The organism is Flavobacterium rhamnosi, from assembly GCF_048286515.1.
Classification (GTDB): Bacteria; Bacteroidota; Bacteroidia; order Flavobacteriales; family Flavobacteriaceae; genus Flavobacterium.
Genome location: NZ_JBLVPS010000015.1, coordinates 1 through 13,762 on the forward strand (window position 1 = coordinate 1; position 13,762 = coordinate 13,762).

Annotated in this window: 13 protein-coding genes; 12 read left to right on the forward strand and 1 reads right to left on the reverse strand. The window is 34.8% G+C overall.

Annotation, left to right across the window (positions count from 1 at the left end; all coding sequences use genetic code 11):
• Positions 1-232 precede the first annotated feature (232 nt).
• The gene (locus ACNQGN_RS12465) at positions 233-616 is read right to left on the reverse strand and encodes an acyl-CoA thioesterase (RefSeq protein ID WP_417956631.1); all 384 of its coding nucleotides are present in this window, start codon (positions 614-616) and stop codon (positions 233-235) included.
• 68 nt (positions 617-684) lie between these two features.
• Between ACNQGN_RS12465 and ACNQGN_RS12470 the strand changes: the two genes are divergently transcribed.
• The 12 genes from ACNQGN_RS12470 (at position 685) to ACNQGN_RS12525 (ending at position 13,706) form a co-directional block, all read left to right on the forward strand.
• Complete coding sequence (locus ACNQGN_RS12470) at positions 685-1,089, forward strand: glyoxalase (RefSeq protein WP_417988161.1); 405 nt, start codon at positions 685-687, stop codon at positions 1,087-1,089.
• Between the two features lie 211 nt (positions 1,090-1,300).
• On the forward strand, positions 1,301-2,014 hold the full coding sequence (locus ACNQGN_RS12475; RefSeq protein WP_417988162.1) for an esterase family protein: 714 nt from the start codon (positions 1,301-1,303) through the stop codon (positions 2,012-2,014).
• Positions 2,015-2,032: 18 nt separating this feature from the next.
• Positions 2,033-2,980 (forward strand): ATP-grasp domain-containing protein, encoded by a 948-nt coding sequence (locus ACNQGN_RS12480; RefSeq protein ID WP_417988163.1) that lies wholly within the window; start codon positions 2,033-2,035, stop codon positions 2,978-2,980.
• A 118-nt stretch (positions 2,981-3,098) separates the two neighbouring features.
• Positions 3,099-4,205 (forward strand): carboxylate-amine ligase, encoded by a 1,107-nt coding sequence (locus tag ACNQGN_RS12485; protein ID WP_417988164.1) that lies wholly within the window; start codon positions 3,099-3,101, stop codon positions 4,203-4,205.
• A 40-nt stretch (positions 4,206-4,245) separates the two neighbouring features.
• The gene (locus tag ACNQGN_RS12490; RefSeq protein ID WP_417988165.1) at positions 4,246-5,076 is read left to right on the forward strand and encodes a type 1 glutamine amidotransferase; all 831 of its coding nucleotides are present in this window, start codon (positions 4,246-4,248) and stop codon (positions 5,074-5,076) included.
• 15 nt (positions 5,077-5,091) lie between these two features.
• The gene (locus ACNQGN_RS12495) at positions 5,092-6,282 is read left to right on the forward strand and encodes a hypothetical protein (RefSeq protein ID WP_417988166.1); all 1,191 of its coding nucleotides are present in this window, start codon (positions 5,092-5,094) and stop codon (positions 6,280-6,282) included.
• Between the two features lie 526 nt (positions 6,283-6,808).
• A complete protein-coding gene (locus ACNQGN_RS12500) occupies positions 6,809-7,369 on the forward strand; it encodes a gluconate 2-dehydrogenase subunit 3 family protein (RefSeq protein ID WP_417988167.1) in 561 nt (186 codons plus the stop codon).
• A 106-nt stretch (positions 7,370-7,475) separates the two neighbouring features.
• The gene (locus ACNQGN_RS12505; RefSeq protein WP_417988168.1) at positions 7,476-9,179 is read left to right on the forward strand and encodes a GMC oxidoreductase; all 1,704 of its coding nucleotides are present in this window, start codon (positions 7,476-7,478) and stop codon (positions 9,177-9,179) included.
• Between the two features lie 9 nt (positions 9,180-9,188).
• Complete coding sequence (locus ACNQGN_RS12510) at positions 9,189-10,352, forward strand: Gfo/Idh/MocA family protein (RefSeq protein ID WP_417988169.1); 1,164 nt, start codon at positions 9,189-9,191, stop codon at positions 10,350-10,352.
• A 32-nt stretch (positions 10,353-10,384) separates the two neighbouring features.
• Positions 10,385-11,437, forward strand: a complete 1,053-nt coding sequence (locus ACNQGN_RS12515; RefSeq protein WP_417988170.1) for a sugar phosphate isomerase/epimerase family protein — start codon at positions 10,385-10,387, stop codon at positions 11,435-11,437.
• A 97-nt stretch (positions 11,438-11,534) separates the two neighbouring features.
• Positions 11,535-13,001, forward strand: a complete 1,467-nt coding sequence (locus ACNQGN_RS12520; RefSeq protein ID WP_417988171.1) for a Gfo/Idh/MocA family protein — start codon at positions 11,535-11,537, stop codon at positions 12,999-13,001.
• Between the two features lie 21 nt (positions 13,002-13,022).
• Positions 13,023-13,706, forward strand: coding sequence for a 3-keto-disaccharide hydrolase (locus ACNQGN_RS12525; protein WP_417988172.1), 684 nt, complete (start codon positions 13,023-13,025; stop codon positions 13,704-13,706).
• Positions 13,707-13,762 lie beyond the last annotated feature (56 nt).

Sequence of the window (13,762 nt, forward strand, 5' to 3'; positions counted from 1 at the left end):
AATACCTTTCTACGGTATTTTGGACACCATATCAAATGATAGGCTATATTGTATGTAGCACTTCTGCTTTTCCTCCATCGCTTTTCCATTAAACAAATATATAAAAAAAGTATTTAACTGTCACTTGTATATCTAAAATGATTAGAAGTATTTGCATTTTCAATTCATCCCCCATCTAAAGACCCAAGTGTATGGGGGCTTTCTTGAAAAATTATCGTAAATTGCTATTTAATTACAAACGATCCTTAACAAATTCAATTTCTGTTTTTCCGTGAGCTTTTGGTTTACCATCTGATCCCAAACTTACCATTGTAGTATGATCAATTGTAATAATCGTTTCTCGTGTCATCATATTTCTAGCTTCACATTTTAGCGTAAGTGAAGAATTTCCAAATTTTACAACATCAATACCAATTTCTATAATGTCACCTTGTTTTGCTGAACTTCTAAAGTTGATTTCAGACATATGCTTGGTGACTATTCTTGTGTTTTCTAATTGAATGATAGTATACAAAGCCAGTTCCTCATCGATCCATGCTAATAATTTACCTCCAAATAAAGTTCCGTTTGGGTTCAAGTCTTCCGGTTTTACCCACTTTCTAGTGTGAAATCTCATAATTTTTCTTTATAAATGCAAAAATAAACTTTTCTTATGGCTATTTTCTTTATTTTTAAGAAAAAAAAATGAATCAAAGAGATACTTTTTTAGAAGAATTCCGTGGACAAACTATAGGCACTGTAACATCTCAATCTTCGACTGAGGAATCGTTTCAAAATGAAGTGATTAGGCCGATTTTGAAATTGCAAAACGATTTGTTTGTTGCTTCCTTTAGTAATTATGTTGCAAAAAACAAAACTGATTTTTATACCTATAGTACCGAAAAAAAATTATCAGTTATAGAAAATGCAATTCAGAAAGACATCAAATTCAGAAATGCGTTAAAAGGAATGATAATTGGGTTATTTACAGCTGATGAATATGCTTCGTATATCAAAAACTCTTCTAACATAAACAAAAGAATGATGAGTATGCTTATCGAAAGATTAAAAAGCCAAGTTCAGTTGTTTGACATCAGTCAAAAGATATAATTCGATTTAATTTCTTTTTTAGAGATAATCCAATGTTTAATCAGCTCGATTAGTTGTCTATAATTTAAAAAAAAGCCTTTTATTGCTCTAAATATTACAATTTAATTACGTTTTGATAATCGCATTGTTTTATATAATAAATATTAGTTAAGTAAAATTATTTATACCATTTGCTCGGATTTTTTCATTATAATTGTTAAAAATAAAGAATATGAAGGAAGAATATTTCAAATGGTATTCACCAAATCTGAATAGAGATATTGAAATGCTGGTTTTTGGACACGCAGGATATCCTGTAATCTTATTCCCTACTTCTATGGGCACTTTCCATGAAAATAAAGATATGGGCTTAATTGATTCCGCAAAATGGTATATTGAACAAGGCTTAATCCAGATCTTTTGCCCCGACAGCATTGACAAAGACAGTTTCTATAATAAACAAATTCACCCTGTACATCGTATTGAAAATCACGTTAGATATGATAAAATGATTTGCCATGAAATCGTTGAGAAAGTAAAAAATAATACTTCTTCCGGTAAAGTTGTTGTTGCGGGTTGCAGTTTTGGTGGATATCATGCTGCTAATTTTGCGTTTCGACACCCTGGGTATGTAAGCCATATGTTTTCTCTGAGTGGTGCGTTTAATATCAAGAGTTTTATGGATGGTTTTCATAATGACGATGTGTTTTACAACAGTCCTGAAGATTATTTATATGGACTTCACGATCATGAGTTGTGGAATATGGATGTCATTCTTGGAACTTCAAACTGGGACATTTGTTTTGATGCAAATCTAAAATTAAGTAAAGTTTTAAGTGAAAGAAATATACATCACTGGCTGGATATTCGCCAGGACAGAAAACACGATTGGCCTGTTTGGCAAGAAATGTTTCCGCATTATTTGTCAAGAATTAAATTTTTTTAAAATTATAAACGTATCAAGATGAAAAAAATAGGAATCTTATTTGGAATGGAAGACACCTTCCCCCAAGCATTTATAGACCGCGTAAATTCAAAAAAAGAAAAAGGAATCATTGCCGAGGCAGTTGCTATAGATAAAGTAGTTCAGAACCAAGATGGTGAATACGCTGTAATTATTGATCGAATTTCACAAGACGTTCCTTTTTATCGCGCTTATCTAAAAAATGCTGCTTTAACAGGAACGAACGTTATCAATAATCCTTTTTGGTGGAGTGCAGATGATAAGTTTTTCAATAATGCTTTGGCGGATACACTTGGAGTCCCGCTTCCAAATACGGTAATTCTTCCTTCTGCAGAACACCCAACAGATACTACGGGAAAATCGTTCCGAAATCTAAAATACCCAATGGATTGGGAAGGGATCTTCGATTATATTGGATTTCCGGCTTATATGAAACCGTACGCCGGTGGCGGTTGGAAAAACGTTTATCGATTGGAAAATAAAGAAGAGTTTTGGGAGAAACATCAGGAAACAGGGCAATTGGTTATGATGTTACAAGAAGAAATTGTTTTTACGGAATATTTCAGAGTGTATTGTTTAGGTTGTAAAGCAGTCCGAATTATGCAATACGAACCAAGAAATCCACATCATTTGCGGTATGTAATTGATGGTCCACCAGTAGACAAAAAATTATTAGCCACTATAAAAGACTATACTTTAAGGCTTTGTAAAGGATTAGGTTATGATTTTAATACAGTAGAGTTTGCGGTCCGCGACGGAATACCCTACGCGATCGATTTCGGAAACCCTGCGCCTGATGCTGAATTGACTTCGGTAGGTGCTGAAAATTTTGAATGGGTGGTTGAAGAAGCAGCAAAAATGGCTATCGCCGCCGCAAAAAAACAAAAGCCAGGTAAAATTAACCTTACTTGGGGAACTTTTATTAAAGATGCCGCAGCTGTAAAATAGTTAGATTTATAAATGGTCCTAACCCCGATTGTAGAGAGTGTCCTTTCTTGTTCTGAGTTTTTTTCAGAAGAGGAATGATTTAAACGATAATCTGGAAATAGGCCCTAAAAAAATAATAATGAAAAAATTACCAGTTTTCACACTTGGTGTAGAAGAAGAATATCAAATTATTGATCCGGTAACAAGGGATCTGCGTTCGCATTTATCTAAAATAGTGGATGGTGCCAAAATAATTTTAAATGAACAGGTAAAGGCAGAAATGCACCAATCTGTTGTTGAAGTTGGTACTAACATTTGTAATAGTGTCAATGATGCTAAAAACGAAATTAGATTTTTGCGTTCCAAAATTGTGGAATTAGCCGCTAAACAAGATTTGATTGTAGGTGGTGCCGGAACACATCCTTTCTCGAAATGGCAGGACCAGCCCATAACCGATGATCCGCGTTACCATGATATTGTCAATGAATTGCAGGATGCTGCACGCTCTAATTTGATTTTCGGAATGCATTGTCACGTCGGTATTGAAAACCGTGAAATTGGCTTGCAATTAATGAATCAGGCTACCTATTTCTTACCTCATATTTTTGCACTTTCCACAAATTCACCTTTTTGGGAAGGAAGAAAAACAGGCTATAAATCATTTAGAACCAAAGTTTTTGATAAGTTTCCTAGAACTGGATTACCGGAATATTTTGATTCGGTGGGATCGTATGAGAATTATTTGGAGACTTTGGTAAAGACCAATTGCATCGATAATCCAAAGAAAATATGGTGGGATTTACGACTGCATCCATTTTATAATACTATCGAATTTAGGATTTGTGACATGTGTTTAACCGTTGATGAGACAATTTGTATCGTCGCTATTATTCAGGCAATTGTAGCTAAACTCTACAAATTGAACATGAATAATACTAGTTTTAATATATACAGATTGGCATTGATAAAGGAGAATAAATTTCGTGCAGCTCGTTATGGAATTGATAATAATATGATTGATTTTGGATTGCAAAAAGAAGTCGAAACTAAGATGCTGATACTTGAACTGCTTGATTTTATTGATGATGTTGTTGATGAATTGGGAAGCCGTGAAGATATTAATTATGTTCATGAAATTTTAAAAAACGGAACAGGAGCCGATAAACAATTGGCTGTTTTTGAAGAAACTGGAGATCTTTGCAGAGTTGTGGACTTTATAACTGATGAATTTACCAAGGGATTGTAAAATATAACTACCTTTGCCTATTGTTTTTTAAAAATAGTTTATGTCCAATAAAATTATAAAAATAGCCATTTTAGATATGTACAACGGTGAACCTAACCAAGGAATGCGTTGTATAATTGATGTTGTCAGCAGGTTTAGTCCGGTTATAAGTTTCGAAATATTTGATGTACGGGTAAAGTGCGAATTGCCGGATATTAATAAGTTTGATATTTATATTTCAACTGGCGGACCTGGAAATCCATTAATTGGCGATGGGAATTGGGATGTAAAATATTATGAATTTATTGATTCAGTGAACAGATGGAATACTGAAAACACGGTTAAAAAGCATGTATTGTTTATTTGTCATTCTTTTCAAATGGCATGCTTGCATTTTGGTCTAGCTACAGTTACAAAACGAAACGATACTTCTTTTGGTGTTATGACCATTCACAAAACTAAAGAAGGACTTGTTGATCCCCTTTTTGAAGGATTAGCGGATCCCTTTTATGCAATCGATTCTAGGGATTATCAAGTTATTCAGCCGAAGCTCAGTATTTTTGCTAAAAAAGGAGCCAAAATTATTTCTTTAGAAAAAATCAGAGACCATATACAATACGAACGTGCTATCATGGCAGTTCGTTTTACAGATTATTTTGTAGGTACCCAATTTCATCCGGAAGCTGATCCAATAAGCTTTGTCTCTCATTTGAGAAATAAAGAGGCGAAAGAAAAAATTAGAGCAATGAAAGGAAAAAGAAAGTTTAGAAATATGCTGGAAGATTTATTGGACGATGATAAAATATACAGAACTAATGAAACTTTGATTCCAAACTTCCTTAGAATAGCGATTAATGACTTGATGAAAACAAAGAAAATGCTTTCTAATTAATACAATCCATTCCAAATGATTTCAAAATATCGGGAGTTATTTAATGCTCAATTTACAGAAAAAAAATATCAAGAATTTAAAGATGATATTGCTTCCGATTTTAACTATATACCTACTTTTCGATTAGGTGAAACCCCTTTTTTCATTTCGAATGATTTAAAAGAGAAACTGGTTGAAGGTAGTAATGAAGTTATAGCTCTTATTCAAAAAGATAGCTTTAAGTCACTTACAGCTAAATCATTAGAGCTTAATCATAAAGTTCCGAATGAGGATGAGCATACCACTTTTCTGGCTATTGATTTTGGGATTTGTGAAGAGGACGGAGCTGTTGTTCCAAAACTAATTGAAGTCCAAGGTTTTCCCTCTTTGTATAATTATCAGATTAATTTGTATGAAAAATTCAGGAATCATTATCCTTTTCTTAGCAAATTAACCCCTTTTATTAATGGCATTGAGCCGCAGGAATATCTGAATATTCTGGAAGAAGCAATCTGCAATAATCATTCCAAAGAAAATGTTATTCTTCTTGAAATAGAACCCGAAAAGCAAAACACCAAAATTGATTTTTATTATTGCAGAAGGGATATTGGTATACCAATTGTATGCGTTACTGACCTTATAAAAAAAGGGAAACAACTATTCTATAAGAACGAAGATGGGGTTGAAATTCATGTAAAAAGAATCTATAACCGGGTCATTTTTGATGAACTGGATTTGCGAACCGATTTAAAATTAGATTTTCATTTCTCAGATGAGCTTGATGTAGAATGGGCAGGGCATCCCAATTGGTTTTTCAGAATCAGTAAGTTTATTTTGCCTTTCTTAAAAGGAAAATATTTCATCGAGACTACATTATTGAGTGAACTCAAGGAAATTCCGGAGGATTTGGAAAATTATGTTTTAAAGCCTTTGTTCTCTTTTTCAGGAACAGGCGTTATTTTTCATGTAAAAAAAGAAGACATTGAAGCGGTAGTTGAAAAAGAACTTTATATCCTTCAAAAAAAGGTCAACTATATTCCTATTGTACAATCTCCAGAGGGAAAAGTAAAAGCTGAAGTGCGCGTACTTTGTGTTTGGAAGAAAGAAGACAAAGCTCCTACTCTACTTTGTAACTTAGTCCGATTGAGTCGTGGTGAAATGATAGGTGTCAAATTCAATAAAGATAAAGATTGGGTTGGCGGTACATTAGGATTGTTTGAAAGATAAATTAGTTTTATTTCTAAAGACAAACAGATCCTTTTTACTTTATGTTTCTTGTATTAAAATACATTCTTTTTTAATTTTAGACTATTTAAATTTTCATAGCGGTTACTTATTATAGAAGCGTCTTTCTTACAATAAGTCTCTGTTGTATTATTTCATGTGTTTTCAACACTTTTTAAAATCACTTTACGAGAATTATATGTCATTTTAACGCATTGATGTTGTGTCAAATAAATAGTAACTGCTTTTTTGTAGTAAAAAACGCATAAAAACATGTCATAACTTTCTTTTGAAATGATTTTCACAGCGGCTGATATTCCCAAAACTTATTTTATTTTTTGTTTTAATAGCTAACAGATACTCTTTAATGAATTTTTTAAAGTGATTCCCTTAATAATTTACAAATTATTTAATTCTATCAAGAAATTAACATTAAAAAAATGAATCTATCTTATTTTTATTTATTATTGTATTGTTATAATAAATGTATATTATTCAATAATCATTAATACTTTTAATAATTTAGTAAATGGATAGACGTAGAGCAATCAAAAACTTGGCATTGGTGCTAGGAGGTGTCATCTCAGCCACAACAGTTGGAATTTTAATTAAAGATATTATAATTCCTGACAATGAAAATAGTAACGTATCATTTTCTGCTACCGACGAAGAACTTTTAGCTGAATTTGCGGACATTATTATTCCAACTACAAAAGCAGCACCTGGAGCTAAAGCGGCCGGTTTGGGAGCTTTTATTCCTATGATGATTAAAGATTGCTATCCTGCCGATTTGCAACAAACTTTTGCAACGGGAATGAAAGAAATGGAAGAAAAATGTCAAGAACAATATAACAAAAATTTCACTGCATTGTCTCCGGAGCAACGTGTTAAAATAATGGAAGCGCTAAGAACCGAATCACTTGTAGATATTAAAAAGCCTTCCTTTTTTATTCTCGCCAGAGATTTAACTATTCTGGGGTATTTCTCATCAGAAATTGGTTGTACACAAGCACGTGAATACCTTCCTGTCCCTGGTAGATACGATGGCAATGCCGATTACAAACCTGGGCAAAAAGCTTGGGCTACCTAAGAAATCAATGGCGAAATAAAATCCCTTTTGTAAATCATTGTGGACCAAATCGTCTTTATTTTTTCGAAATATTATCTTCAAATTAACCAAATAGAACTCACCTAGAATGAATATAAATTCAAATTTAAAAGAAGAAAATACTTATGACGCAATTGTTGTAGGTTCAGGAATAAGTGGTGGTTGGGCTGCAAAAGAACTAACCGAGAAAGGATTAAGAGTTTTAATGTTAGAACGCGGAATGAACATTGAACATATCAAGGATTATGAATCCGCGATGAAAAACCCATGGGAATTTAAACATGCCGGTAAACTCACTGAAGAACAAAAAAGAACACACCCAGTTCAAACAAGAGATTATCCTTATAATGAAGCTACCGAAAAATGGTGGGTAAATGATTTGGAATGTCCCTACACAGAAGACAAGCGTTTTGACTGGTATAGAGGATTTCATGTAGGTGGAAAATCCTTAATGTGGGGTCGCCAAAGTTACCGTTTTAGCGACCATAATTTTGAAGACAATGCAAAAGACGGTCATGGTAATGATTGGCCTATTCGCTATAAAGATATCGCGCCATGGTATGATTACGCTGAAAAATTTGCTGGAATAAGTGGGCAGGCAGAAAACTGGCCTCTTTTACCGGACGGTGTTTTTTTACCACCAATGGATTTGAACTGTGTGGAGAAGTCGGTTAAGGAAAGAATGGAAAAACATTATAACAGAACAAGAATTCTTACTATTGGACGTACCGCAAACTTAACGGTTCCTCATAATGGTCGTGGAAGTTGTCAATATAGAAATTTATGCAGCCGTGGCTGTCCGTTTGGTGCTTATTTCAGTACACAATCCTCTACCCTTCCTGCTGCAATGGCAACCAAAAGATTAACGGTAAGACCTTATTCTATTGTCAATCATATTATTTATGATAAAGACACTAAAAAAGCAAAAGGGGTTATGGTGATTGATGCAGAAACTAATGAAACAATGGAGTTTTATGCTAAAATTGTTTTTGTAAATGGTTCTACTTTAGGATCAACATTTATTTTATTAAATTCAACTTCAGAGGCACATCCGGAAGGATTAGGTAATGCTAGTGGTCAACTGGGACATAATCTGATGGATCATCATTTCCGATGTGGAGCTTCAGGAAGTGCGGAAGGCTTTGAAGATAAATACACTTACGGACGAAGAGCAAATGGTATTTATATTCCAAGATATCAGAATGTCAGCGGAGATAAAAGAGATTATTTAAGAGGTTTCGGTTATCAGGGTGGTGCCAGTAGAAATCCTTGGCACGAGGAAGTTGCCGAATTAGCTTTTGGTGGTGATTTTAAAGATAAAATGAGTCATCCAGCTGACACATGGAACATGGGCTTAGGTGGATTTGGTGAGATGTTGCCGTATTATGAAAATAAAGTGTACATCAACCACGACAAAAAAGACAAATGGGGTCAGCCAGTTTTGGCAATTGATTGCGAATACAAAGAGAATGAGAAAAAAATGCGTATTGACATGATGAATGATGCTGCAGAAATGCTTGAAGCATCAGGAATCAAAAATGTACAAACCTATGACAATGAGTGTTATCCTGGAATGGCCATACACGAAATGGGTACTGCCAGAATGGGTAATGACCCAAAAACTTCAGTTTTAAACAAATGGAATCAAATGCATGAGGTCAGCAATGTATTTGTTACCGATGGTTCTTGTATGCCTTCAATTGCTTGTCAGAACCCATCATTGACCTTTATGGCATTGACGGCACGAGCTTGCGATTATGCTGTAAAAGAATTAAATAAAGGAAATATTTAGTATAAAAAGATGATTAGAAAATTAAAAATGGGTATGATTGGTGGTGGCCAAGATGCTTTTATAGGTGCCATTCACCGTTTAGCCGCCAATATGGATGGACTAATAGAATTAAGTTGTGGGGCATTGAGTATAAAACCAGAAACAGCTATAGCATCTGGTAAAGCTTTATTTCTTCCGGAATCAAGAACTTATTTGACCTATGAAGAAATGATTAAAGCTGAAGCAGCGCTACCTGCTGACGAAAGGATTGATTTTGTTACTATTGTTACACCAAATTTTGCACATTTTGCACCAGCCATGATGGCTCTGGATTACGGTTTTAATGTCGTAATAGAGAAACCAATCACTTTTTCATTAGAGGAAGCAAAGTTATTGAAAGAAAAATTGGACGAAACAGGACTACTACTTTGTCTGACCCATACCTACTCTGGTTACCCAATGGTCAAGCAAGCCAAAGCTATGGTAAGAGAGGGGAAACTGGGAAAAATTCGAAAAGTCTGGGTAGAATATCCACAGGGATGGTTAAGTAAATTATCAGAAAGAGAAGGAAATGCACAAGCTGCGTGGAGAACAGATCCCACAAAAGCAGGGAAAAGTTCTGTAATGGGAGATATTGGAACACATGCAGCTCATTTAGCAGAATATATTACCGGAGCTAAGATTACAGCTGTTTGCGCAGAATTAAATACATTAGTTGAAGGACGTGTAATGGATGATGATGGAGCAGTAATGCTAAAATTTGACAATGATGCGAAAGGTGTTTTAATGGCATCACAAGTAGCTGCCGGTGAGGAAAATGCTTTGAAAATTAGAGTATATGGTGAAAAAGGTGGTATAGAATGGCTACAACATGATCCTAATACTTTAATAGTAAAATGGTTAGATGAGCCTACTCAAATTTTAAGAGCAGGGTCTAATTATGCGCATTTATCATCATTTGCAACACATAATTGCCGCACTCCAGGTGGGCATCCCGAGGGATATTTAGAAGCATTCGCTAATATCTATCGTAACTTTGCATTAACACTAGGTTGTAAGTTAGAAGGTAAAGAACCTACTGCAGAAATGTTAGACTTCCCTTCTATTGAAGATGGATTAAGAGGCATGGCGTTTATTGATAACGTAGTAACTTCAGCGCATTCCGATAAAAAATGGACTCCTTACGTTTTGTAGCACAAGGTTCCAAAAAAAATTAAAAAAATTAAATGACAACAATACAAGGTCCAGCAGTATTTTTAGCACAGTTTATCGGCGATGAAGCTCCTTTTAATTCCTTAGACGGGATTTGTAAATGGGCGGCTGATTTAGGTTTTAAGGGCATCCAGATGCCAACATTAGATACTCGATTCATCGATTTGCAAAAAGCAGCAGAAAGTAAAACCTATGCTGATGAATTGAAAGGTACAATCGCATCATACGGATTAGAAATTACGGAGTTATCAACTCATTTACAAGGCCAATTAGTAGCGGTTCATCCTGCTTATGATGATTTTTTTGATGCTTTTGCACCTAAAAATGTACATGGTAATTCAAAAGCAAGACAAGAATGGGCCGTTCAACAGCTGAAATATGCTGCGAAAGCTTCTAATAATTTAGGTTTAAATGCACATGCCACTTTTAGCGGATCTTTACTTTGGCAATATTTTCACCCATGGCCTCAGCGACCACCAGGTTTAGTTGAAGATGGCTTTGCGGAATTAGCCAAACGCTGGTTGCCTATCTTAAATGAATTTGATCAAAACGGTGTTGACCTTTGTTATGAAATTCATCCAGGAGAAGATTTGTTTGACGGTGAAACCTATGAGATGTTCTTAAAGGCAGTAAACAATCATTCCAGAGCTTGTATTTTGTACGATCCCTCCCATTTTGTATTACAGCAATTAGATTACATTCAATATATCGATTTTTACCATGAACGAATAAAAGCTTTTCATGTTAAGGATGCCGAATTCAATCCAACGGGGAAACAAGGAACTTTTGGAGGTTACCAAAGCTGGGCAAATCGTGCAGGACGCTATCGTTCTCCTGGCGACGGACAAATTGATTTTAAAACCATTTTCAGTAAACTGACACAGTATGATTATAAAGGCTGGGCAGTTATGGAATGGGAATGTTGTCTGAAAAACCAAGAAGATGGAGCACGTGAAGGAGCTGAATTTATAAAAAATCATATCATAAAAGTAACAGATAAAGCTTTTGATGATTTTGCAGCTATCGAAACAAATAAAGCTTTTAATAAAAAAAATCTTGGATTATAAAAAATAATCGAAGACCTACTCTACTTAGTTATTAGTAAAATCTAGAACACCAATAGCAAATTTCTGTATTTCATAATAAAACAATAAAAATCTTATAATGAGTATGAAAAAAGAAGACGATAAAGAAAATAGAATCATAACGAACCGTCGTGATTTTATAAAGACAAGTGCTTTAGCTGCTGCTGCATTTATGATTGTTCCCAGACATGTTCTAGGAAGAGGTTTTGTGGCTCCCAGCGATCGTTTACTAATAGCAAGTATTGGTGTGGGCGGTAAAGGGCAATCTGATATCGCCATGTTTGATAAGAGTGGAAAAGCGAATATCGCTTTCCTTTGTGATGTTGACGATAGAAGAGCATCTAAAAGTGTAATTGCATTTCCAAAAGCTAAATATTACAAAGACTGGCGTGAGATGTTTGACAAAGAGCATAAAAATTTCGATGCAGTTTCAGTAGCAACTCCGGACCACAATCATGCTATACAAACTCTGGCTGCGATGCAGCTGGGTAAGCATGTTTATGTTCAGAAACCCTTAACGCATGATATTTATGAAGCGCGTATTTTAACGCAAGCAGCAAAGAAATACAAGGTAGTGACCCAAATGGGAAATCAAGGGGCTTCAAACGATGGAACCCGAATAATGAAAGAATGGTATAACGCCGATTTAATCGGAGATGTACATACTGTCTATGCCTGGACAGACCGTCCAGTTTGGCCACAGGGTATCCCCTGGCCTACTGCAAAAGCAGAAATTCCTGCGGCATTAGATTGGGATTTATGGTTAGGAACAGCTCCAAAAAGAGATTATGTAGATAAATTAGTGCCTTTCAACTGGCGTGGTTGGTGGGACTATGGAACAGGTGCATTGGGAGACATGGGGTGCCATCTTATTGAAGCTCCATTTAGTGTACTAAACTTAAAATATGCAAAAGATGTACAATGCAGTGTTGGATCTGTATATGTTGATGAATTTAAACGCGGTTATTTCCCGGAAAGCTGTCCACCTTCAAGTCATGTAACGTTAACTTTTCCCAAAACAAATAAAACCAATGGAGATGTAACATTGCATTGGATGGATGGAGGAATTCAGCCAGAGCGTCCTTTGGAATTAGGGGCAAACGAAATTTTTGGAGATGGAGGAAATGGTACATTATTTGTTGGTACAAAAGGAAAAATGGTTTGTGATACTTACGGTTTAAATCCTCGTTTGCTCCCACTTAGTAAAAATGAAAACATCAATGTTGCACAAAAATTCGCAAGAGTAAGTGAGGGCGCTAATGGTCATTATAAACAATGGGTTGAAGCATCTATTGCAGGTCATGGAAAACAGGAAGTAAGTTCTCCTTTTGAAATTGCAGGACCTTTAACCGAGGCTCTATTAATGGCAAATTTAGCCATCAGAGGATACGATATCCAAAAAGAAGTAATTGGAAAAATTAGATATCCTGGACGATCTGTAAAATTGCTTTGGGATAATGACAATATGAAAATCACTAATTTTGATGATGTAAATCAATTTGTTAAACGCGAATACCGCCAAGGCTGGAAAAATTTAACTTTATAATTAAACCTGATACATTCTAGAATGATAAAAAATATTGCAACCTCATTAATTCTCATTGCGATGGTACAGATTGTAAATGCTCAAAAAGAATTTAAACCTCTGTTTGACGGTAAAACTACGCAAGGATGGCATACATATGGAAAAAGTACGGTTGGTGCGGCATGGAAAATTGAGGATGGAGTCTTACATTTTGATCCAACTGCAAAAGAAAATGATCAGGGCGGCGACTTAGTAACTAACAACGAATATTCTAATTTTCATTTAAAAATAGACTGGAAAGTAGCGCCAAAATCAAATAGCGGAATTATTTTTTATGTTCATGAAGATTCTAAAAAATACAAAAACACCTATGAAACAGGTTTGGAAATGCAGGTTCTTGATAACGAAGGACATCCTGATGGAAAAATAACCAAACACAGAGCGGGAAATCTATATGATTTGATAAAAAGTGATCTGGAGCCTGTGAAAGCTGTTGGAGAATGGAATACAGCTGAAATAATCAGTAATAAAGGTGAATTGACCCTTATTTTAAACGGTATCACAGTTGTAAAAACGACACTTTGGGATGACAATTGGAAAACACTTGTTGCTGGAAGTAAATTCAAAGCCTGGAAAGATTTTGCAACATTCAAAACAGGAAAAATAGCCTTGCAAGACCATGGCGATAATGTATGGTACAGAAATATCGTAATTAAAGAATTATAATTCCATTAGAATATCTATTTAAATTAGTATTAAAAATCAAAAATTATATTAACTAA